Genomic DNA, 19,686 nt, shown 5'->3' with positions numbered 1-19,686 from the left:
TGCCGCGCTCGCGCAACGCCGTCCGGCGGCCCGCGCGCGGCCTCAATCCCATGCGTGCTTGCTGAACTGATAGCCCCTGGAGCGGATGGTCTTGATCCGTTTCGGTTCGTTCGCGTCGTCGCGCAGCTTGCGGCGCAGCTTCGAGATGCGGCCGTCGATCGAACGATCGAGGCCGTCGAACGCGATGCCGCGCAGCAGCAGCGTCAGGTCTTCCCGGCTCACCACCTCGCCCGCGCGGCACACGAGGGCCCACAGCAGATCGAATTCCGTCGACGTCAGGCGCGGCATGCTGCCGTCGGGCAGATGCACGCGGCGATCGGCCCGGTCGATCGAGAACTTGCCGAACACGTATCGCTGCGGCGAATCCGGCACGGCGTCGCCCGCCGGCACGCGCGTGCGCCGCAACTGCGCCTTGATTCGCGCGAGCAGCAGACGCGGTTCGAGCGGCTTGCGGAGAAAATCGTCCGCGCCGAGTTCCAGGCCGAGCAATTCGTCGAACGGCTCGTCGCGGCCCGTCACCATGATCACGATGCCGTCGTACTGCATGCGCGCCGTGCGGCAGATATCGAAGCCGTCCTTGCCCGGCAGGTTGATGTCGAGCAGCACCACGTCGGGGCGGCTCGCGACGATCGCCGCTGCCGCGCCGGCGCCGTCGCACAGCGTGTCCACCTGATAATGATGCGTGCGCAGGTACTCGGCGATCAGCGCGGACAGCGGGACGTCGTCTTCGACGATCAGGATTCGGATGGGCATCGCTAAACGAAGGGGCAAAACGGGAAGGTGGCGAGCGGTCAGGCCCAGTCCGAGCGTGTCGTGGCCGAAGCGACGTGGATGATACTGCGCAACATTCCGATGGAATGTGGGGAAATCTGGATCGTTCGGTGAGCTTATCTGCGCGCCAATCGCCGCCATCGAAGGAAACGCGCGGGGCGAGCGACGCGGGGCCGCGCGTGAGGCTGAAACGGTTCGATGCGAGAGTCGGCGCGGCGCTCGGGACGATGCGCGCCCGCGCATCCGTCAGACGAAAACGTTTGCGCCACTTCGACGCCGCGCACCGTTCCCGCACCGCCCGACACCACGCCAGGCAAGGTTAGTCGACATATCATTACAAAATATTACCGACGTCGCCGCGTTCCGCTCCCTACAATCCACACACCTGATCCGCGCGTCGCGCATTGCGCCTGTTTCGCGATCGTATCGGCTACCGGTCTCGGCGAAGCGTCGAGTCATGTCGCTCACGTGACGAACCGGATGCGCGCGAGTCGGGTCGCCGCCGCGCCGGCTCCGATGGGCAGTCGGGCGGATGCTATCGATTACTGACGGGGGAAGCGAAATGACGCCGTTGCAAGTCGTCCAGAGTCTCGACGCACTCACGCATGCGATCGAAGCGGCGGTGGCGCGCGCCGACTGGAGCGAGGCCGTTCGGGCCGCCGAGACGCGTTCGGCGTTCATCGTTGCGCTTGCACCCGATCAACCGGACGAGGTCGTGTCGGCGCTGATGAAAGTGCAGGAGATCGATGTCCGGATTTCCACCGTCGCGCGCGACACGCTCGAGGCGCTCGTCGCGGAGGGCTGGATGGCGCTGCACGCAGCCCGCACGGCAACGAACGCGCTGAGGGCGCGGCAGCGGTCGCTCGATGCCGGCGCCGCGGCCACGCGACACTGAAATCCGTTTCATTTGGTGATGGCATGAAATTCAGAGAACGCGCCAGTCAGGTCGATGCAACACGGTGGTTCGCCGAGGGCGACCATGAACGGGTAGAGCGCCGTCACGGCCTGTGGGCGATCGCGACGCCGGAAGGCTGGCGATCCGTGAAGCCGGGCGACTGGATCGTGCGCGACGAATCCGGCAACTGCTGGCCGATGGACGACGGCCTCTTCATGCATCGCTACGAACCGGTCGCCGACTGACTTGGCCGCCGGTTCGACGCGCCTACCGGCGCTTGCGTGAAAACATCAATGAATCGGCGTCGTTGAAGCGGATGCGCCGCGGCTCGCCGTACCCGGCTTTCTCCGCGACCCGGATCGACGCGACATTCGTCGGCGCGATCAGACACACGCTGCGCTCGAACCGCTGTTGCGCGTCGAGCCATGCGAGCGCGGCCGCGAGCGCCTCGGTCGCATAGCCGTTGCCTTGCGCCCACGTCGCCAGCGCCCAGCCGGCTTCCGGCACGCCGCGGATCGGCGGGTCGATGTTGCGGTGGAAATCCGCGAAGCCGAGATCGCCGACGTAACGCCCCGACGCCTTTTCGCGAATCGCCCAGTACCCATAGCCGAGCAGCGGCCACAACCCGCGATACGCGAGCATGCGCATCCACGAGTCGCGCGGCGTGGAAGGCGTGCCGTTGAAGATGTGCGCGACGACGCCCGGTTCCGCCCACATCGTGGCGAGTGCGTCGAAGTCGCCGAGCGGGTGGCCTTCAAGGATCAGACGGGGCGTGTCGAGAACGGGCGGAGACGAGACGGGGGGCACGGCGCTGAATGTCATCGGGCGTTCCATGAGGAAGGGGCGGCGACGCAGGGCGCCGCGCTCGGGTCTCGTACGATACCGCGTAAACGGCGACGTGGACGCAATTCCCCGCCCGCATCGGGGCATGCGGGCGCATCGCGCGGACGGCGCCGGCCGGCGGTGCCCGCATGGATCGGCTCGCGTGCCGACGTCGCGGTCGGGTGCATCGCGCGGGGCGTTCGACGAATGCGTCCGTTCGTGGCCGTGTGGCAAACGCCTGTAGCGAACCCCGACCGCGGCGAGCGGTCGGCCTGCTTCCTGACGGTGGTCATCGGCACGCCCGCGTGCTGCGCGCAATGCGGGATCGCGCCCGTGCCGGATGGCGTTACTTGCGGCTTTTCAGGAACGAGCGCCCTTCGGCCGTGATCGATGCGCCGGAGCGGCCGTGCGGAGGATGGCTGACGAACCCGGCGTTGACGAGCTCCCGCGCGATCGACCAGCCGAGCGCCGGCGCATCGCGGCCGTAGCGAACATCGGCGAGGCGTTCGAGCGCCCAGATCGCGGAGGCCGACAGGTTGGGGGTGTTGGACGTGAGCGTATCGTTCATGGCTTCCTCGGGAAATGGCGTTTCGGGGTGGGCGGCACACGGCCGGACGGGAGGAGGTGCAAGCATCAGCTTGCCTGCAACAACGGCAGCAGCGCGTGCAGCGCCGCTTCCTCGTCGGGGCCGGTGGCGAGCACCTGGGCCGACGTGCCGCCGTGAACCTGCAGCGACGCGATCGCGCCGCTGTCTTTTGCGTTGCTGCCGTGCCCGTTCGCGATCAGCTGGATGTCGCTGTCGAAGCGGCGTGCCGCGTCGACGGTCGCATCGCGCGCGGCGCGGCCGCGATTGCGGTTCCATGCGGGGCCGATTTCAACGTACACAACGGTTGCCACGATGCTGGAAAGCCTCCGGACAAGTGGGCGGGGCGGCGCGCGACATGCAGGGTTACGCACGTGTAGCGGACATCGGGCGGCTGGCATGTCACGAATTCCCGCAGGGGCGCGGGTGCCGGCCGGGTGCATTGTACGCGCCATTCGGCGCGAACATGCCGACATCCGCTGCAAAGGCGTATTCAAATTCGCGGATTGTCGGAAAGTGGGGGATTATAATGCATCGGCCAGATCATGTGAATTACATTATAATGCCGTGTGCGCCGATGCCGGCCCGCGGCGTTGCCGGCGGGCGAGTCTCGGCGTAGCCGGGCGCGCAACCTGCTCGCCCGGCATCGTCGACCGACCCGAACTCCTCCCGAATGGAAGCCGCAATGAATGCCCCCGCCTGCCCGCAATGCGCGATGGAAAACACTTACCCCGACGGCGCGCTGACCGTGTGCGCGGACTGCGGCCACGAATGGTCGGCCGACGCCGGCGCCGAGGCCGGTGACGAACCGGCGGGCGACGTCGTCAAGGACGCGAACGGCAACGTGCTGTCGGACGGCGATTCGGTCGTGCTGATCAAGGACCTGCGCGTGAAGGGTTCGTCGATCACGCTGAAGATGGGCACCAAGGTCAAGAGCATCCGGCTCGTCGGCGGCGATCACGAAGTCGACTGCAAGACCGACATGGGCGGCTTCATGCTGAAGGCGTGCTACTTGAAGAAGGTCTGAGCGCACGGTCAGGCGACCGTTGCATCCGCGTTTTCAGCCGCTGTCTTTTTCATTCGACTACCCGCACATGGCCGAGGATCGCACTGCCTACGACGCGTTCGTCAGGTTCCTGGCGACGCCGCTGAACGACGGCCGGCCGTTCGTGCTGGAGACGCAGCACGCGGTCTCGCTGCACTTCGATCATTTCGGCACCCAGAGCTTCATGTCGCTGCATGATCCGGTGCGGCTCGCACTCGGTTATACGCGCGTGATGATGGGCTTCCTGCTGCTGCAGGCCGAGCCCGCACACATCTGCATGCTCGGGCTCGGCGGCGGGTCGCTCGCGAAGTACTGCTACCGCCACCTGCCCGGCACGAGGATCGATGCGGTCGAGATCAATCCCGACGTGATCGCGCTGCGCGACACGTTCAGGATTCCTGCCGACGATGCGCGCTTCACCGTGGTGTGCGCCGACGGCGCGGACCATCTGGAGCGGGCGGACGTCCGCACGGACGTGATCCTGCACGATGCGTTCGTCGCCGACGGCATGCGCGGCCGCTGTACGGGCGCTACTTTTCTCGATGCGTGCCGCGCACGCCTGAGCGAATCCGGCGTGCTCGCGATCAACTTCATGGACGACGATCCGGCGTTGCCGCAGCACCTCGAGCAGTTGCGATCGGTATTCGGTTCGTCGTATGCGCTGGTGCCGTGCGGCGACGACAACAACTTCGTTGCATTCGCATGGAAGGACGGCAGCCGGTTGCCGTCGTTGCGTATCCTGCTGGAGCGGGCGCTCGCGTGCCCGCAGGCCGGTGAACTGAAGCTGGCCGCCACCGCGAGACGCATGAAGCACGGCGAGGGCATCGATTCGCGGCGGCTGGTCTGGCGCGCGCAGTCGCACGAACGTTGGGAGATCGGCGCGTAGCCGTACCGAGGGGGCGGGCCGTGCTCGGCCTGTGCGGCCGTGCTTACTTCACGCGCTTGCCGATCGCGCTGCGGGTCTTGTACGTGACGCCGTGCCGGTCGAGATAGTCGCGGATCAACTGCCGCACGACTTGCGACGGCGTAAGGTCCTGCTCCGCACAGAGCATCTCGAAGGCTTCCTTCTTCGCGGGATCGATCAGGACGGTCAGGCGGGCGGTTTTCGTTTCCATGACGGGGCGAGGGTGGTCGATATGTTAATCAAATTATAATCGATCCGTTTTCGGCGTTACCGCGGCAAGCGCCCCACGATCAGCGTTTGCTGCGCACCAGCGCGAGCAGATCGTCGATCACCGGCACGACGGCGAGCGTGACGAGCACCGCGGCGAGCGGCACGGTCGACACGTAGCCCACGTGCTTGAAGCCGATCGCGCCGGCCAGGCCGCCGACGAAGAACGACGCGAGCATCGTCGCGTGTATCCGCAGTTTCGACCGGTTGGCGATTACCGCGTGCGCGTCGACGTCGATGGCCGAGCGGTTCCAGTAAAACAGCTTGCCGAGCTCGATGCCGAGGTCGGTCACGATGCCGGTGATGTGCGTCGTGCGGATTTCCGCGCCGGACAACTTCGTGATCGTCGCGTTCTGCAGCCCCATGATGAAGCACAGCAGCGTCACGGTCACCGGCACGAAGAACGTTTCCCACAGCGCGAGATGGCTGCCGAGCAGCCCGAACAGCAACAGCAGCGCGGCTTCGACCAGCAGCGGCAGCATGAACTGGCTGTGCAGCCCGCGGCGGCGGCCCCAGTTGACGAGGATCGCCGAACAGGCGGCGCCGATCAGGAACGACCCCAGCGAGCTGATGCCGGCGAGCGCGAGCCGCACGTCGCCGAGCGCCGTCTGGTCGGCGATCGCCGACACGATGCCGCTCATGTGCGACGTGTATTGCTTGACCGCGAGAAAGCCGCCGGCATTGGCCGCGCCGGCGACGAACGCGAGCGAAAACCCGAGCTGGCGGTTGGCGTCCGCGCTGCGGTGTTTTCCGGTCAGGTTTCGAAAGTACTGCGCTGGCATAGGGGCTTCGCTCGATCGTCGCGGATTCGCGGGTACAGGCGGAAAACCGGTGCCGGAGGGCGTGGCGGGCCCGCCGCTTGCGCCGGATGCCGGGGCTGTCGAATCATGTGATGGACATGATAATGTCATTATCATACTCTGTTGGCCGGATGGTGCATTCAGTACAATGACGGAAGGCGCCGCCGGCCGGCTGTTTCGCCGCCGCGCGGCGCTGATCACTTCTGCCCACCGCTTCATGACCCCGATCAAGTTCATCCTTCGCTACACGGCGATCCCGTTCACGGCCATCGTCGCCGTGGTGGTCTGGACCGTCATTCCATCATCGAAAGAGATCGATGCGAGACAATATGCGGCGCTGTCGCGTGCGTACGCGAGTTTCCCGCTGCCGTTCCGGCGCGAGATCTCGGACACGATGGCGCACGGCACGATCAACGACCGGCGCTACCAGGCGCTCGTGCGCGATTCGCTGGGCAACGGCGTCGCGCTGGACTGGCCGGCGTCGGGCGTCGGCGGCGTCGCCGACGAGCGGCAAAAACTGGCCGAACTGATTCAGGCCGATTCGGATCTTCAAAGGCAACGGCAATGAAAACCCTGCTGGTTTCTGTGGCATTCGCGATGATCATCGCGAGCCTGATCTTCGCGCTGTACTTCATGAATCACGATCGCGGCAAGTCCAAGCGGATGGCGTGGTCGCTCGCCGCGCGCGTCGGATTGTCGGTCACGCTGTTTCTGTCGCTGCTGATCGCGTACAAGCTCGGCTGGATCGAGCCGACGGGGTTGCCGATCGGGCGGTGAGGCGCAGGTTTCGGGCGGGGGCGGGCGGTTCGGGCCGGCGATGCCGCGTCGTGCCGCCTTCGCCTCAACGGCGGCTCGTACCGTTTCAGGCGGGGCACTCGGCGAGCGGCGCTGCGTTCCGCGTGTGGTATGCGGATCGGTTGACTCGTCGTATATCGCCGGATCAGATATTCATCGAAAAAATAACCATTTGGTACACACATAGGCAGGCTCTACAGTCTCGCATCCTGCTGCCGGTTGCGATGCCGGCGATTTCGAGACTATTTCAGAAGCCTGCCTGATGAATCGACTGCTCTACTCCCGGGCCCGCACCGCAGCGGCCGCGCTGTTCGTGCTCGGCCTCGTGCCGGTTTCCCATGCGGCTCAGCCGACGTTGCGCGTCGGCATCGACGCCGAGTCGTATCCGCCTTTCTTTTCGAAGGACGCGACCGGCAAGTGGAAGGGGTGGGAAGTCGACGTGCTCGATGCCGCGTGCGGCAAGCTGAACGTGCGATGCGAGCTCACCGACATTGCGTGGGACGGCCTGATTCCGGCGTTGCAGAACCGCAAGATCGACGTGATCTGGTCGTCGATGACGATCACCGGCGAACGGCAGAAAGCCATCGATTTCAGCCGCGCGTATTACGAATCGCCGACGGTGTTCGTCGGCGCGAAAAGCGACCGGCGCCGCGTCGACTGCGCGGTTCCCGCGACCTTCAAGGGCCGCGTGATCGGCGTCGAGGCCGGCACCAACTTCTCGGCATTCCTGGATGCCCGCTTCAAGCAGGACGCGCAGATCAAAGCGTTCGACAAGTTCGACAACGCGCTCGCCGATCTGGTGTCCGGTCGCGTCGACTACGTGCAGGAAGGCAAGGGGCTGTTCACGGCGTTCCTCGCGTCGCGCGACGGCAAGGACTTCGAGGTCAAGGCCACGTGCGCGGACGATCCGGTGCTGGGCCTCGGCATCGGCGCGGGCGTGCGCCACGGCGATGAGCTGCGCGGCAAGCTGTCGACCGCGATCACGCAACTGCAGCAGGACGGCACGTGGGATGCGATCACCGCCCGCTATCCGAACCTGAAAGGCACGATCGAGAAGGGCCGCTGAACCGATGGCCGCGGACGATTCGCTACTCGCTTTGCTCGCCTTCGGCGACGGCGGTTATGGCCGCGTGTTCGCGAGCGCGTTCGCGCTGACGTTCGGCGTCGCGGCCGCGTCGTTCTGCACCGGCGTGCTGCTCGGCATCGCCGGCGCGCTCGGCAAGCTGTCGCGTTACGCGGCGCTCGTGTGGCTGGCGCGGCTCTATACGATGCTCGTGCGCGCGCTGCCCGAGCTGCTGTGCCTGCTGCTCGCGTTCTACGCGGTCGCACCGGCCATCGAGAACGCGCTGCGCGGCAGCGGCATCGTACCCGGCGACTTCGCGTTCGACCCGTTCGTCGTCGCCGCACTGTCGCTCGGCTTCATCCAGGGCGCGTATCTCACCGACATCTTCCGCGCGGCGCTCGTCAACGTGCCGGTCGGCCAGATCGAAGCCGCGCACGCGTATGGGATGACGTCCTGGCAGACGTTCGCGCGCATCCGGCTGCCGGCCGCCGCGCGGCTCGCGCTGCCGGGCGTCGGCAACGTGTGGCTGAACGCGACCAAGGACGCGTCGTTCATCAGCGTGCTCGGTTCGTTCACGGATCTGCTGAAGGCGAGCCAGCTCGCGGCCGGCGCGACGCGGCACTACGTATTCTTCTATCTGGTCACGGCCGCGCTGTTCCTGTTGCTGAGCGTCACGTCGGCGGGCATCTTCGCGGCGCTCGAGCGGCATGCGAATCGCGGCACGAGGCGTGCGACGACATGATCTTCTCGCTGCCTTTCCTGCTCGACACGGTAATGCCGAAGCTGCTCGCCGCGGTGCCGACGACGCTGGCGCTGACGCTTGTGTCGGGTGCGGCCAGCGTGCTGCTGGGCGTGCCGCTCGCGCTCGCCGCCGGCGCACGCCATACGCCGGTGCGCTGGTCCGCGCGCGGCTGGCTCATGCTGATCCGCGGCACGCCGCTCCTCGTTCAGCTCTATCTGCTGTACTACGGATTCGGGCAGATCGTCCCGCGGGAGTGGATGCGCGACAGCTGGGCGTCGCCGCTGCTGCGTGACGCGTTCTGGTACGCGATCGTCGCGTTGAGCGTGAACGAGAGCGCGTATGTCGCGACGATCCTGCGTGGCGCGATCGCCGGCGTGCCGGCCGGCGAGATCGAGGCCGGCCACGCATACGGGATGACGCGCGTGCAGGTGCTGCGCCGCATCGTCGGCCCGCGAGCGTGGCGGCTTGCGCTGCCCGCGCTCACCGGAGAGGCGATCCTGCTGCTGAAATCGACCGTCCTCGCGTCCACCGTGACCGTGTTCGACGTGATGGGCACGGCCAATACGCTGCGCTTCGAGACGTTGCGCGTGTACGAACCGCTGGCCGGTGCGGCGATCGTCTATGTCGTGCTGGTCGCGCTGCTGACCATTCCCGCCGCCCGTCTCGAGCAGCGCGTCAATCGCTACCTGACGCGCGCGCCCGACGAACGCATGCCCGCCCGGCGCCGCCGCGCGTCGTCGGGCGCGTGGGCGGCGCCCAACTGATTCCTGCCCTGGTAACGAATTCCACGATGTCCGATCCTCGCCCCTTGCTGTTTTCCCTGTATGAACAAGCCAGCGTCGGCTGCGGCGGCGCGCCGAGCCTGTGGACCCATCCGGCTGATGAACGGCTCCGCGCGAATACGCTCGGGTTCTGGTCGAACCTCGCGCGCACGGCCGAACAGGCCGATCTCGACATGCTGTTCTTCGCGGACGTGCTCGGCCTGTACGACGTCTATGGCGGGTCGGCCGACGCGGCGCTGCAGTGGGCGGTCGAGGCGCCCGCGAACGATCCGATGATGCTGATCCCGGCGCTGGTCGCGCAGACGGAGCGGCTCGCGTTCGGGGTGACCGCGAGCACGACCTACGAGCATCCGTTCGCGCTCGCGCGCCGCTTCAGCACGCTCGATCATCTAAGCAACGGCCGGATCGGCTGGAACATCGTGACGTCCTACCTGACGAGCGCGGCGCGCAACTTCGGGCTCGACCGGATGATCGGCCACGACGAACGCTACGCGCGCGCGGAGGAATTTCTCGACGTCGTGTACAAACTGTGGGAAGGGAGCTGGGCGGACGACGCGGTCGTCGCCGACAAGCACGCGCCGCGCTATGCGCGTGGCGACCGCGTGCGGCCGATCGCGCACGAAGGCACGCACTATCGCGTGCAGGGGCCGCACGTCTGCGCGCCGTCGCCGCAGCGCTCGCCCGTGCTGATCCAGGCCGGCTGGTCGGGGCGCGGGCGCGCGTTCGCGGCGAAGCACGCGGAGGTGGTGTTCGTCGCGAAGTCGAATCCGCACGAGATTCGCGCGGGCCTCGACGAGATTCGGCGGCTCGCGGCCGAACGCGGCCGGGCGGCGGACGACGTGAAGTCGCTGACGGTGCTGCGGATCGTGACGGCGCGCTCGTCGAGCGACGCGAAGGAGAAATATCACACGCTGCAGCAGCACTATCACCGGCACGCGCAACTCGTCAGCTATGCGGGCGACACCGGCATCGACATCGACCGCTATGCGGACGACGAGCCGCTGACGACGCACACGGAAGGGCTGACGTCCTACGTGGTGCGGCCGGACGGCAGCGGCAAGCCGCTCACCGCCGGCGACGTGCGGCGCAAGTTCGCGAGCGTCACGCGCGGCACCGACCTGATCCTCGTCGGCTCGCCCGACGAAATCGCGGACCAGCTCGCCGAGCATGCGCGGCAGTCGACGACGAGCGGCTACATGCTCAATCCGCTGATCAGCCCCGGCACGCTCGACGATTTTGCCGAACTGATCGTGCCGGAACTGAAGAAGCGCGGCCTGTACCGCACGACGCCGGCGAGCGGCACCTTCCGTTCACGGCTGGGCGGCCGCGACCGCCTGCCGGATACGGCCTACGGCGCTTCGTTCCGGTTTCCCGTGCCGGAAGCGGGCTGACCGGCAGATCGATACCGGACGACTCTCAGCGGAGTTGCATGACATGACCGACGACGTACTGTTCCTGCTGCAACCGCATCGTGCCGACCGGAATCTTCGGGCATGAATGGCGCGATGAACGAAACCATGGACACGACGCGGCGCGAAGATCGATCGCATCGATCGGCGTCGCCGCCCGTCCTGAGCGCCGCCGGCATCGCGAAACGCTTCGACGCGACCGTCGCGCTGGCGGCGCTCGATCTGTCGATCGGCGCCGGAGAAGTCGTCGCGCTGATGGGCGCGAACGGCGCGGGCAAGTCGACCTTTGTCAAGATCCTGAGCGGCGCGCTGCAAGCGGACAGCGGCACGCTGACGCTGCACGGCGAACCGTATCGGCCGGGTTCGCCGCACGCGGCGAAGCGGCTCGGCGTCGCGACCGTGCACCAGTCGGTGGCCGATGCCGTCGTGCCAACGCTGTCGATCGCCGACAACCTGCTGCTGGACCGGCTGTGCGATCCGGCCTCGCCGTGGCGCGTGCCGCCGGCCGCGCGGCGTGCCGCGGCGCGGTCGCTCGCCGCACGGGTCGGGCTCGACGTCGATCTGGCGGCGCCGCTGGCCTTGCTGTCGCTGGCCGACCAGCAGCGCGTGACCTTGGCGCGCGCGCTGGCCGGGCAGCCGTCGTTGCTGATTCTCGACGAGCCGACCGCCAGCTTGTCCGCCGCGGAGGCTGAACGGCTGTTCGTCCTGATGGACGCATTGCGCCGCGATGGCGTCGCCATCCTGCTGGTATCGCATCGGCTCGGCGATTTGCGTCGCATCGCCGATCGTGCGGCGATCGTCCGCGACGGCCGGATCGTTGCCGATCTGGCCGCGCCGATCGATTTCGACGCCGCGGTGGAAACGATGATCGGCCGGCCGCTGCCGCGTACGCGTGCGGCGGCGCCGGAGCGTGCCGGGCTGGCCGGATCTGGGGCCGAGGTCGGTTCAGGCTTCAGCGTGCGGCAGATCCGGCTGACGCCGACCAGTACGCCGTTCGATCTCGACGTCCGGCGCGGCGAGATCGTCGCGATCGCGGGCCCGGTCGGCGGGGGCAAGTCGCGCTTCGCACGGACGATCTTCGGCGCGGTGCGGGCGGCGGCCGGCGAGATGACGCTCGACGGCCGGCCGTGGCGGCCGCGTTCGCCGGCGGACGCGATTCGCGCCGGCGTATTCCTGGCCGGCGAGGATCGCTGGCGCACGTCGTTGTTTCCCGATAGCGTGCCGTTCGCGTCGATCGCGGGCACGATCGGCTTTCCGTTCCTGTCGCGCTGGTTCGCGAGCGGCGCGGTGCGCCGAGCCCGCGAACGCACGGCGGCCGCGGCAGCGATCGCGCGGTTCGGCATTCGCTGCGAGGGGCCCGACGATCGCGTCGCGCACCTGTCCGGCGGCAACCAGCAGAAGGTCGTGCTCGCGCGCTGGCACGCCGAACCGGCGCGGCTGCTGCTGCTCGACGAACCGTTCCAGGGCATCGATGCGGGCGCGCGCGCCGATATCGTCGATACGCTGCGCCGTCATGCGCATGAGCGCGCGACGATCGTGTTCGTCAGCGATCTCGAGGAAGCCGCCGAGATCGCCGACCGTATCGTGCGGTTCGATCGTGCGACGCTCGATGGTCTGCCTCCGACTGCTCCCATCGTGGGTGCTTGCTCATGAAACCCGTGACTTCTTCCGATGTACGTCATGCCGCATCCGTCGAACGATCGTCGCGCGCCGGGCCGGCGCGCATCCGCGATGCGCTCGAACGAACCGGCATCCTGCTCGTGCTCGCCGCTCTCGTGGTCGTGTTCGCGATCAGGGAGCCCGCGTTCCTGAACCTCGACAACCTGTTCAGCATCCTGCAGGCGGTGTCGATCGTCGCGTTGCTCGGCGTCGGCGTGACGGTCACGCTCGCGGCCGGTGGTTTCGACCTGTCGGTCGGCAGCGTGGCCGCGACCGCGCAGATGGTCGCGAGCTACGTGCTGGTCGTCTGGCACGGCAGCGCGTGGGCGGCCGTGATCGCCTGCGTCGCGCTCGGCGTGGCCGCCGGATTGTTCAACGGCCTGCTGATTACGCGGCTGCGCGTGCCCGACCAGCTCGCGACGCTCGGCACGCTGTTCCTGCTGGCCGGCCTGCAGTTGATCCCCACCGGCGGCCGTTCGCTGGCGACCGGCTCCGTGCTGCCCGACGGCACGGATGCGACGGGCGTGTTCCCCGACGCGTTTCTCGCGCTCGGCCGGCTGCGCGTGTTCGACGTCGTACCGTTGCCGGTGCTGGTGCTTGCGGCCGTGACGGTGCTGGCCTGCATCACGATGGAAGCGACGCGCTGGGGGCGCGTGATCTATGCGATCGGCGGCAACGAAACGGCCGCGCGGCTGGCCGGCGCACCGGCCGCGCGCTACCGCGTCGCCGCATATGTCGTGTCGGGCGCGATCGCATCGCTGGGCGGCGTGCTGATCGCCGCGCGGGTCGGCCGCGGCGACGTGAGCGCGGGGCACTCGCTGCTGCTCGACGCGGTGGCCGCCGCGCTGATCGGTTACGCGGTGTGGGGCGCGAAGCGGCCCAACGTGTTCGGCACGGTCGTCGGCGCGGTGTTCGTCGGCGTGCTGCTCAACGGGCTGACGATGCTGAACGCACCGTACTACATGCAGGATTTCATCAAGGGCGTGCTGCTCGTGCTGGCCTTGGCGTTTACGTTCGGCATCGGGCGGCGTGCGGATGCCCGGGCGTGATGGGTGAGGTCGCCGAGACTCGGATCAGGCATGGACGGATTCGAAGAATCTTCAGGCTGGGCTGTTTGTTATCCAAAGTAATATCGATTGCCGAATCGGTCGGTTTGAGTTTGCGTGTCGCGCTGATAGATTGAACCGATATCGTTCTATATGGAGACAGACGCGCCATGCGCTCATTGCTTCGCCGAAAGTCACGCATCGAACCGAAACTCGGCGCGCTCGCGCTGGGCGTCGCGCTCGTGCTGGGTGTGCCCGCGGCGTACGCCGGCCCGCTCAAGGGCGCGCCGGCGCCGTTCGACAAGGGCGGCGTGAAGATCGCGCTCGTCAACTACCTGTCGACCGGCGATTTCTTCCAGGCCTACGAAGCTGGCGCGCAGAAGCAGGCACGTGCGCTCGGCGTCGATCTGCGCATCTACGAAGGCCGGCAGGACGCGGCCGAGCAGCGCGAGCAGATTCAGCAGGCGATCAGCATCGGCGTGTCCGCGATCATCGTCAATCACGGCTTGCCGGAATCGCTGAAGGACGTCGTTCAGCGTGCGCTGGACAAAGGCATCAAGGTCGTTGCGTTCGACGTCGATCTCGCCAATCCGAAGGTGCCGCAGATCGAGCAGAACGATCGCGACCTCGCAAACCTGCTGCTCGATCAGGCCGTGAAGGACAACGGCGACGCGTTCGCGGCAGGGTACGTGTACGTGGCCGGATTCGCGCCGCTCGACCGGCGCGATGCCGCGTGGCGTGACTTCAAGCGTGCGCACCCGAAGGTGAAGGAAAAGGCGCGCTGGGGCACCGTCGACAATCCGATCGCGCAATCGGTCGCGAACCAGGCGGCGGCCGTGTATCGCGCGAATCCCGACATTCGTGTGGTGTTCGCGCCGTACGACGAGTTCGCGCGCGGCGCAAAGCTCGCGGCGGACGAGGCCAGGCTGTCGTCGAAGCTGCGCATCTACAGCGCGGACGTATCGACGGCCGACATCGAGGCGATTCGCGCGCCGAACAGCGCGTGGGTCGCGACGGCCGCGACCAATCCGGCGGTCGTCGGCGCGGTGTCGGTCCGAGCCGCGGCGCTGCTGGTGGCCGGGCAAAACCCGGGCGCGCGCATCGCGGTCAAGCCGACGCTGATTACGCGCGACGATCTCGTGAAGAACGACATTCATACCGTCGCCGAACTCGGCGCGAGGTTTCCGGCGTTCCGCGCGAGCGACGCGGCGACGGCCGCGTGGATTCCGGCGGCCGAGTAATCGCCCTGGCGCGCAACGAACCGATCGGTCGCCTGCGTGCCGCCTACCCATGACTCGACCATGACGACCCTGAACGACTATCTCGTACAAAAGCGCGACGCCTGGCGAGCGAAGCAGCAGGCCGCCCGCAACGATCCCGATCTCAAGGCGACGCCGCTGAAGGCGACCGTGCGCGCGCTCGGTCGCAGCGGCGTGCGCGAGATCCGGATTCGCGACTTCCAGGTGATCAGCGACAGCCCGCCCGATTTCGCGGGCTACAACCTCGGGCCTGCGTCGCCGGAACTGCAACTGGGCGTGCTCGGCAGTTGCCTCACGCACATCACGTTGATCCAGGCCGCGGAGCGGGGCCTGAAGATCGACGCGATCGAAGTCGAAGTCACCGGCGACCAGCATCCGCTCGCGCAGCAGCCGGGGTTCGAGCACGTTCCGGTATTCCCGCACAACATCCGCTATACGCTGGACATCGTGTCGCCGGAGCCGCCGGAGGTCATTCGGGCGTTGCATCAGGCGGTCGAAGCGGTGTGCCCGATCTTCAATTTGCTGAGGCTGCCGCAGCACATCGAAGGGGAATTGCGGCATACGAGCGGGTGATGCGCCGACGCATTGCTGCTCGGCCGAGTTTGTAAATGGAATCGGTGTATTGTGATAAGAATACTTATCCCGATGGTGGTAATTCAAGTGCAGAGCGTTGGCGTATTCGGACCACCGCGTGCCCGACGAGGGCCGTAACGACGCTAGTTGCCCGATTCCTTCGTCACGTCATGACGATAGGCACGCGGCGAGCAGCCCACGATGCGTTTGAACGCATGGCCGAACGCGCTATCCGAGTCGTAGCCGAGCCGCTGCGCGATCGCCGAGATCGACGCCGTGGAGTGGCGCAGTTCGTGCATCGCCAGCTGTATCCGCCACCGCAGCACGTATTCGAGCGGGCCGAACCCGAGCCGCCGCTTGAAATGCAGCGCGAACGTCGAACGCGACACATGGCAGCAGGCCGCCAGCGCGTCGACGGTCCAGCGTCGCTCGGGCGCCGCGTGAATCGCGGCCAGCGCCGCGCTCACCCGCGGATCCGCGAATCCGGCCAGCCACCCGACGTCGCCGTTCGCGCCGGCGTCCACATAGCGCCGCAGGATCTGCACGAGCATCATGTGTCCGAGATGCCGAACCATCAGCGAGCCGCCCGGCGACGCCGCGACGAACTCCCGTGCGAGTTGCTGCAGCGACCAGCGCAGTACCGCCGCCGGTTCGGAATCGCCGCTCACGATCACCACGGGCGGCAGGCTGCCGAGCAGCAGCGGCATCCGTTCTTCGTAGGCGAAGCGGCCGCCGATCAGAAAGCAATCGGCCGGTTCGCCATAGTGCGCGATACCGCGGTCGACATGTCGGTACACGTCGGCGGCGGGCACCGGCGCGACCGACGGATCGCTCGCCAGCGAAAATGCCCGCGGCGCGGCGAGCAGGAAGCAGTCGCCCGTGCGCAGCCGGACGGGTGGCCCCGCACCGTCGACGGTCAGCCAGCAACTGCCTTCGACCACCGCGTTGAACTTGATCCCGTCGGGCGGGGGAAGGTCGACCGCCCACGGGCCGCCGGCCCGCAGGCCGGTGAAAAACGAGTCGCGCGTTTCCAGCAGCGACAGCACTTCCGATAGCGGGTCCACGCGCAATCCCGGACGATCTCGACGAAAAACCGGATTCTATTGCATTCACAGTCCGGATGCGCGGCCGGAGAATGGGCTCATGCAGTGACGCGGCCGATGGGCGGCCGCGTGCTTCGCACGCCGTTCCTGGAGCTTTCAATGACGAGCAGGCAGCACCCCCTTTATTCCGGATTCGACGCTGCATCGACGGCGAGCGACGTCCTGGCCGGTCTCGACCTGCGCGGCAAGACCGCGATCGTCACGGGCGGCCATTCGGGTCTCGGGCTCGCAACCACGCGTGCACTGGCGCAAGCCGGCGCGCGCGTCGTCGTCGGCGCGCGGAGCGTCGCGGCCGCGCGCGAGGCGACGCGCGACATCGCCGGCGTGGAGATCGCGACGCTCGATCTCGCGGACCCCGCGAGCGTGGATGCATTCGCGGCCCGGTTTGTCGACGCGCGGCGCAACGTACATATCGTCATCAACAGCGCGGGCATCATGGCCTGCCCCGAGACCCGCGTCGGCGACGGTCGGGAAGCGCAGATGGCCGTCAATCACCTCGGTCACTACGTGCTCGTCAACCGCCTATGGCCTGCGCTCGCGCACGGCGACGGCGCACGTGTGGTCGCGGTGTCGTCGCTCGGGCACCGGCTGTCGCCGATCCGTTGGGACGATATCGCGTTCACGCGCGGTTACGACAAATGGCTGGCGTACGGACAGTCGAAAACCGCTAACGCCTTGTTCGCGGTGCAGCTCGACGTGCTCGGTGCGCCATTCGGCGTTCGCGCATATTCGCTGCATCCCGGCAAGATCGCGACGCCGCTGCAGCGCCATCTGACGCGCGAGGAAATGATGGCGCAAGGTTGGGTGGACGAGCACGGTGTGCCGATCGATCCGACTTTCAAGACACCTGAGCAGGGTGCGGCAACCCAGGTATGGGCGGCGACGTCGCCGCGCGTTGCCGATCTCGGCGGTGTTTATTGCGAGGATTGCGACGTCGCGACAGTGACGCGCGGCAACGAGGAATCAGGCGTGCGGCCGCATGCGATCGATCCGGAGGAAGCGGCGCGGCTGTGGGCGTGGTCCGCGGCCGCGACGGGCGTCGATGCCTTTGCCGTGCGGCGCTGACGCCTAGGTATTCGCCGGGCCGGGCGCCGCGGGGGTATCCGGCGGCGGCACGACATCCGCGCGCGGCAGCCTATCCGCACGTCTACCGCAGCGCGCGCCCCATCTCCGCGATCGGCATCGCGACGATCGAATTCAGCAATCGCATTTCCCCGGCGTCCGGATGCGCGATGTGCCGCACTTCATCGAGCGCCTGCACGACGAGACGATCGAGCGGTTCGAGAAAGCGCCGCAGTTCGCTGGCGGCCGCTTTCTCCCTGAGCCCGAGCGCCTGGCCGAACACGACCAGTGCGTCCATGTCGATATCGGCGAACCGCGTCGCATGTCCGAGCGGCATCGTCAGCTCGCAGTGCGGCCAGTGATCGCCGCGATGGTCGGGCCGGTGCGTCGGCGTGTGATACACGACCGTGCTGACGATGTCGTAGAACGGCGCGAGCCGATAGCCGCGCGCGTCGACGAAGAACGACAGGTTCTTCAGGTGCGCGTCGGCATTGCCGACCACCACGTTGAACACGGTCCAGCGGAACACCGACAGGCGCGTGAGCGCTCTCGTGCTGGTGCGCTCGATCGCGCGGGCCAGTTCCTGTGCGTTCGCCCGCTGATATTTGAAACCGCGGTCGTAGTTGAGCAACTGCATCGCGTCGATCGTATGCACGCGCGCGGCCGGTTCGGACGCGACATCGCGGTCGAACCGGTCGATCACGTAGCACGCGGACGGCGCGCGCAGGAAATGCACGTCCGGTACGTCGAGCCCCATCTTCTTCGCGAGCCGCATGCAGAAGAACTCGTTGATCGCCGAATGCGGATAGCCGGCAGCACGCATGTCGGGTTTGAGGAGGTGCATCGACGGTTCGCTGCCGACCGGCTCGAACAGCGCGTAGTCGGGCGCGTCGCCGCGCAGCACCAGCAGCAGCTTCTGCTGCGCTCCGGCCGCCGACATGCGCTTGGGTGCGGTAGCCGTCAGCGCGCGTTCGGGCATCGCCTGGATTCGCCGTTCGAGCTCGTCGAGCGGCAGCGGCTGCAGGCCGCCGGGCGCTTCGCGTTCGCCATCGGCCAGCAGCGTCAGCGCGCCGGCCGATTCGCGGCCGAAGTACGCGAGCAGGCCCCACGCGTCGGCCGCATCGACCTTCGCCTCGCGCGCGAGCGACGTGCGCATGCCTTCCTCGGGCAGCAGGTTGTCGAAGAACCACTGCACTGGACGATCGGTCGACGTGTCGGTGAACACGCCCGCGCGCAGCGGGAACGCCGGCGACAGTGGATACGCGGCGGGTGACGCGAGCCATTGCGGGTCGTACGCGAACGACCAGATGCCTTTATCGTCGGTCAGCGTGCCCATGCGCACGCCGTTGGCGGACGCGATCAGCGTTCTAGCCGCCATGGCTGCTCCTGCGGCGTTGCGCGGCTTTCAGCGCGGTGGCTTCGGATATCTCGACCGACGACTCGGCGTACAGGCGCACGCCGAGCTCGGCCAGCAGCAGCATGACCTTGCCGATTTGCGCGGTCGGCTTGCCGGCTTCCACCTGACTGATGAATTTCGGCGACAGGCCGGTCGCGTTCGCGAGCTCGTCCCGCGTGAACCCCTGCTGGATCCGCGCGGAACGAATGAGGTGGGCGAGCGCGCCGATCGTGTCGACGGACTGGGACTCCGACATGACGTTCTCCGTGCTTCGTATCTGAGCGGGAACAGTATCGCATAACTCGCCAAGTCGGGCGGTAATTCGTATTCGTACGGGAACGAACAGATGCTTCCGACGCCGGGGGACGGCATTTCGTACCCGCTCGGGAACAGATTGTCTGGAAACGGCCGTTGAGAGCCGTTCGCGTATCTGATCGGATACGGAGCGAGGGGCGCCGGGCGCCTTTGCATGCGCGTCCGACCCGCTACGCCGGGAAAGGCACCCGGCGGATGTTCGCGGGCGGCGGGTCGGTTCGTCGCCGTCTGCGCCCGGCGTGGCGACGCACGATCATTCCGCGAACGGGCGCCGACCACCTCCGCCACGGTGGCACGGTGCGCGCCGAACCCCCTTTCTACAATTCCGTCCGACGTACTACAGGCGCCGCCGCACCCGAAAAGCAGGCCCGGTCCTTGCGCCGGGCAGGCGTCGC

General features: G+C 67.5%; 24 protein-coding genes. 15 read left to right on the top strand and 9 right to left on the bottom strand.

Translation table 11 applies throughout. The features are described 5' to 3' along the window. Window positions 1-42: 42 nt before the first annotated feature. Window positions 43-753, bottom strand: a complete 711-nt coding sequence (locus C5F75_RS33295; RefSeq protein ID WP_059575110.1) for a response regulator — start codon at window positions 751-753, stop codon at window positions 43-45. A gap of 580 nt (window positions 754-1,333) precedes the next feature. Between C5F75_RS33295 and C5F75_RS33290 the strand changes: the two genes are divergently transcribed. Together C5F75_RS33290 and C5F75_RS33285 are read left to right on the top strand one after the other, a co-directional pair. Beyond that, a complete protein-coding gene (locus tag C5F75_RS33290; RefSeq protein WP_089466166.1) occupies window positions 1,334-1,666 on the top strand; it encodes a hypothetical protein in 333 nt (110 codons plus the stop codon). Window positions 1,667-1,689: 23 nt separating this feature from the next. Beyond that, entirely contained in the window at window positions 1,690-1,911 is a 222-nt protein-coding gene (locus C5F75_RS33285; RefSeq protein WP_059575116.1) for a hypothetical protein, read from the top strand. 22 nt (window positions 1,912-1,933) lie between these two features. On the opposite strand, the gene C5F75_RS33280 is transcribed toward C5F75_RS33285, so the two are convergent. From C5F75_RS33280 to C5F75_RS33270, 3 genes are all read right to left on the bottom strand, one after another. Continuing rightward, window positions 1,934-2,500, bottom strand: coding sequence for a GNAT family N-acetyltransferase (locus C5F75_RS33280; RefSeq protein ID WP_059575118.1), 567 nt, complete (start codon window positions 2,498-2,500; stop codon window positions 1,934-1,936). A gap of 334 nt (window positions 2,501-2,834) precedes the next feature. Next, entirely contained in the window at window positions 2,835-3,056 is a 222-nt protein-coding gene (locus C5F75_RS33275; RefSeq protein WP_059575120.1) for a hypothetical protein, read from the bottom strand. 65 nt (window positions 3,057-3,121) lie between these two features. Then, window positions 3,122-3,385, bottom strand: a complete 264-nt coding sequence (locus tag C5F75_RS33270) for an HPr family phosphocarrier protein (RefSeq protein WP_059575122.1) — start codon at window positions 3,383-3,385, stop codon at window positions 3,122-3,124. 359 nt (window positions 3,386-3,744) lie between these two features. Between C5F75_RS33270 and C5F75_RS33265 the strand changes: the two genes are divergently transcribed. After that, the gene (locus C5F75_RS33265) at window positions 3,745-4,098 is read left to right on the top strand and encodes a zinc ribbon domain-containing protein YjdM (protein WP_006498247.1); all 354 of its coding nucleotides are present in this window, start codon (window positions 3,745-3,747) and stop codon (window positions 4,096-4,098) included. A 67-nt stretch (window positions 4,099-4,165) separates the two neighbouring features. Continuing rightward, window positions 4,166-5,002 carry a spermine/spermidine synthase domain-containing protein gene (locus tag C5F75_RS33260; protein ID WP_059575124.1) on the top strand — a complete coding sequence of 279 codons (837 nt, stop codon included), beginning with the start codon at window positions 4,166-4,168 and terminating at the stop codon, window positions 5,000-5,002. Window positions 5,003-5,045: 43 nt separating this feature from the next. On the opposite strand, the gene C5F75_RS33255 is transcribed toward C5F75_RS33260, so the two are convergent. Further along, window positions 5,046-5,231, bottom strand: coding sequence for a ribbon-helix-helix protein, CopG family (locus C5F75_RS33255; RefSeq protein WP_059575126.1), 186 nt, complete (start codon window positions 5,229-5,231; stop codon window positions 5,046-5,048). 79 nt (window positions 5,232-5,310) lie between these two features. Beyond that, window positions 5,311-6,069 (bottom strand): YoaK family protein, encoded by a 759-nt coding sequence (locus C5F75_RS33250; RefSeq protein ID WP_059575128.1) that lies wholly within the window; start codon window positions 6,067-6,069, stop codon window positions 5,311-5,313. Between the two features lie 235 nt (window positions 6,070-6,304). Here C5F75_RS33250 and C5F75_RS33245 point away from each other — a divergent pair, with 235 nt between their 5' ends. From C5F75_RS33245 to C5F75_RS33200, 10 genes are all read left to right on the top strand, one after another. Continuing rightward, window positions 6,305-6,655 carry a hypothetical protein gene (locus tag C5F75_RS33245; RefSeq protein WP_059575235.1) on the top strand — a complete coding sequence of 117 codons (351 nt, stop codon included), beginning with the start codon at window positions 6,305-6,307 and terminating at the stop codon, window positions 6,653-6,655. Continuing rightward, the gene (locus C5F75_RS33240) at window positions 6,652-6,864 is read left to right on the top strand and encodes a twin transmembrane helix small protein (RefSeq protein ID WP_006489184.1); all 213 of its coding nucleotides are present in this window, start codon (window positions 6,652-6,654) and stop codon (window positions 6,862-6,864) included. The genes C5F75_RS33245 and C5F75_RS33240 overlap by 4 nt, the downstream gene beginning before the upstream one ends. 280 nt (window positions 6,865-7,144) lie before the next feature. Next, entirely contained in the window at window positions 7,145-7,948 is an 804-nt protein-coding gene (locus C5F75_RS33235; protein ID WP_059575130.1) for a transporter substrate-binding domain-containing protein, read from the top strand. 4 nt (window positions 7,949-7,952) lie between these two features. Continuing rightward, the gene (locus C5F75_RS33230) at window positions 7,953-8,687 is read left to right on the top strand and encodes an ABC transporter permease (RefSeq protein WP_089466170.1); all 735 of its coding nucleotides are present in this window, start codon (window positions 7,953-7,955) and stop codon (window positions 8,685-8,687) included. Continuing rightward, window positions 8,684-9,451 (top strand): ABC transporter permease, encoded by a 768-nt coding sequence (locus tag C5F75_RS33225; RefSeq protein ID WP_059575132.1) that lies wholly within the window; start codon window positions 8,684-8,686, stop codon window positions 9,449-9,451. The genes C5F75_RS33230 and C5F75_RS33225 overlap by 4 nt, the downstream gene beginning before the upstream one ends. Before the next feature lie 26 nt (window positions 9,452-9,477). Further along, on the top strand, window positions 9,478-10,860 hold the full coding sequence (locus tag C5F75_RS33220; protein WP_059575134.1) for an LLM class flavin-dependent oxidoreductase: 1,383 nt from the start codon (window positions 9,478-9,480) through the stop codon (window positions 10,858-10,860). A 102-nt stretch (window positions 10,861-10,962) separates the two neighbouring features. Beyond that, entirely contained in the window at window positions 10,963-12,531 is a 1,569-nt protein-coding gene (locus C5F75_RS33215) for a sugar ABC transporter ATP-binding protein (protein WP_081066468.1), read from the top strand. Next, on the top strand, window positions 12,528-13,586 hold the full coding sequence (locus C5F75_RS33210; protein WP_059575135.1) for an ABC transporter permease: 1,059 nt from the start codon (window positions 12,528-12,530) through the stop codon (window positions 13,584-13,586). The genes C5F75_RS33215 and C5F75_RS33210 overlap by 4 nt, the downstream gene beginning before the upstream one ends. A gap of 167 nt (window positions 13,587-13,753) precedes the next feature. Beyond that, on the top strand, window positions 13,754-14,824 hold the full coding sequence (locus C5F75_RS33205) for a substrate-binding domain-containing protein (RefSeq protein WP_059575137.1): 1,071 nt from the start codon (window positions 13,754-13,756) through the stop codon (window positions 14,822-14,824). A 60-nt stretch (window positions 14,825-14,884) separates the two neighbouring features. Further along, window positions 14,885-15,415, top strand: a complete 531-nt coding sequence (locus tag C5F75_RS33200) for an OsmC family protein (RefSeq protein ID WP_059575139.1) — start codon at window positions 14,885-14,887, stop codon at window positions 15,413-15,415. Window positions 15,416-15,558: 143 nt separating this feature from the next. On the opposite strand, the gene C5F75_RS33195 is transcribed toward C5F75_RS33200, so the two are convergent. After that, the gene (locus C5F75_RS33195; RefSeq protein WP_059575238.1) at window positions 15,559-16,479 is read right to left on the bottom strand and encodes an AraC family transcriptional regulator; all 921 of its coding nucleotides are present in this window, start codon (window positions 16,477-16,479) and stop codon (window positions 15,559-15,561) included. Between the two features lie 138 nt (window positions 16,480-16,617). On the opposite strand from C5F75_RS33195, the gene C5F75_RS33190 reads away from it, so the two are divergent. Beyond that, window positions 16,618-17,583 (top strand): SDR family NAD(P)-dependent oxidoreductase, encoded by a 966-nt coding sequence (locus tag C5F75_RS33190; protein WP_059575141.1) that lies wholly within the window; start codon window positions 16,618-16,620, stop codon window positions 17,581-17,583. An 82-nt stretch (window positions 17,584-17,665) separates the two neighbouring features. Here the strand turns inward: C5F75_RS33190 and C5F75_RS33185 are convergent, their stop codons facing one another. Together C5F75_RS33185 and C5F75_RS33180 are read right to left on the bottom strand one after the other, a co-directional pair. Further along, window positions 17,666-18,958, bottom strand: a complete 1,293-nt coding sequence (locus tag C5F75_RS33185) for a HipA domain-containing protein (RefSeq protein ID WP_059575144.1) — start codon at window positions 18,956-18,958, stop codon at window positions 17,666-17,668. After that, the gene (locus C5F75_RS33180; RefSeq protein ID WP_059575146.1) at window positions 18,948-19,232 is read right to left on the bottom strand and encodes a helix-turn-helix domain-containing protein; all 285 of its coding nucleotides are present in this window, start codon (window positions 19,230-19,232) and stop codon (window positions 18,948-18,950) included. The genes C5F75_RS33185 and C5F75_RS33180 overlap by 11 nt, the downstream gene beginning before the upstream one ends. Window positions 19,233-19,686: the final 454 nt, after the last annotated feature.

Source organism: Burkholderia anthinoferrum (assembly GCF_002925705.1).
Taxonomy (GTDB): Bacteria; Pseudomonadota; Gammaproteobacteria; order Burkholderiales; family Burkholderiaceae; genus Burkholderia; species Burkholderia semiarida.
Note: the sequence above shows the minus strand (reverse complement) of the source record. Positions and strands in the feature narration are given on the sequence as shown.

What these genes read in the sequence shown, in the direction of transcription:
- C5F75_RS33240 (WP_006489184.1), top strand. Translation starts at nt 6,652, where the DNA reads ATGAAAACCCTGCTGGTTTCTGTGGCATTCGCGATGATCATCGCGAGC.
- C5F75_RS33265 (WP_006498247.1), top strand. Translation starts at nt 3,745, where the DNA reads ATGGAAGCCGCAATGAATGCCCCCGCCTGCCCGCAATGCGCGATGGAA.
- C5F75_RS33230 (WP_089466170.1), top strand. Translation starts at nt 7,953, where the DNA reads ATGGCCGCGGACGATTCGCTACTCGCTTTGCTCGCCTTCGGCGACGGC.
- C5F75_RS33295 (WP_059575110.1), bottom strand. Translation starts at nt 753, where the DNA reads ATGCCCATCCGAATCCTGATCGTCGAAGACGACGTCCCGCTGTCCGCG.
- C5F75_RS33275 (WP_059575120.1), bottom strand. Translation starts at nt 3,056, where the DNA reads ATGAACGATACGCTCACGTCCAACACCCCCAACCTGTCGGCCTCCGCG.
- C5F75_RS33220 (WP_059575134.1), top strand. Translation starts at nt 9,478, where the DNA reads ATGTCCGATCCTCGCCCCTTGCTGTTTTCCCTGTATGAACAAGCCAGC.
- C5F75_RS33180 (WP_059575146.1), bottom strand. Translation starts at nt 19,232, where the DNA reads ATGTCGGAGTCCCAGTCCGTCGACACGATCGGCGCGCTCGCCCACCTC.
- C5F75_RS33190 (WP_059575141.1), top strand. Translation starts at nt 16,618, where the DNA reads ATGACGAGCAGGCAGCACCCCCTTTATTCCGGATTCGACGCTGCATCG.
- C5F75_RS33255 (WP_059575126.1), bottom strand. Translation starts at nt 5,231, where the DNA reads ATGGAAACGAAAACCGCCCGCCTGACCGTCCTGATCGATCCCGCGAAG.
- C5F75_RS33290 (WP_089466166.1), top strand. Translation starts at nt 1,334, where the DNA reads ATGACGCCGTTGCAAGTCGTCCAGAGTCTCGACGCACTCACGCATGCG.
- C5F75_RS33185 (WP_059575144.1), bottom strand. Translation starts at nt 18,958, where the DNA reads ATGGCGGCTAGAACGCTGATCGCGTCCGCCAACGGCGTGCGCATGGGC.
- C5F75_RS33245 (WP_059575235.1), top strand. Translation starts at nt 6,305, where the DNA reads ATGACCCCGATCAAGTTCATCCTTCGCTACACGGCGATCCCGTTCACG.
- C5F75_RS33225 (WP_059575132.1), top strand. Translation starts at nt 8,684, where the DNA reads ATGATCTTCTCGCTGCCTTTCCTGCTCGACACGGTAATGCCGAAGCTG.
- C5F75_RS33285 (WP_059575116.1), top strand. Translation starts at nt 1,690, where the DNA reads ATGAAATTCAGAGAACGCGCCAGTCAGGTCGATGCAACACGGTGGTTC.
- C5F75_RS33205 (WP_059575137.1), top strand. Translation starts at nt 13,754, where the DNA reads ATGCGCTCATTGCTTCGCCGAAAGTCACGCATCGAACCGAAACTCGGC.
- C5F75_RS33260 (WP_059575124.1), top strand. Translation starts at nt 4,166, where the DNA reads ATGGCCGAGGATCGCACTGCCTACGACGCGTTCGTCAGGTTCCTGGCG.
- C5F75_RS33210 (WP_059575135.1), top strand. Translation starts at nt 12,528, where the DNA reads ATGAAACCCGTGACTTCTTCCGATGTACGTCATGCCGCATCCGTCGAA.
- C5F75_RS33215 (WP_081066468.1), top strand. Translation starts at nt 10,963, where the DNA reads ATGAATGGCGCGATGAACGAAACCATGGACACGACGCGGCGCGAAGAT.
- C5F75_RS33250 (WP_059575128.1), bottom strand. Translation starts at nt 6,069, where the DNA reads ATGCCAGCGCAGTACTTTCGAAACCTGACCGGAAAACACCGCAGCGCG.
- C5F75_RS33280 (WP_059575118.1), bottom strand. Translation starts at nt 2,500, where the DNA reads ATGGAACGCCCGATGACATTCAGCGCCGTGCCCCCCGTCTCGTCTCCG.
- C5F75_RS33235 (WP_059575130.1), top strand. Translation starts at nt 7,145, where the DNA reads ATGAATCGACTGCTCTACTCCCGGGCCCGCACCGCAGCGGCCGCGCTG.
- C5F75_RS33200 (WP_059575139.1), top strand. Translation starts at nt 14,885, where the DNA reads ATGACGACCCTGAACGACTATCTCGTACAAAAGCGCGACGCCTGGCGA.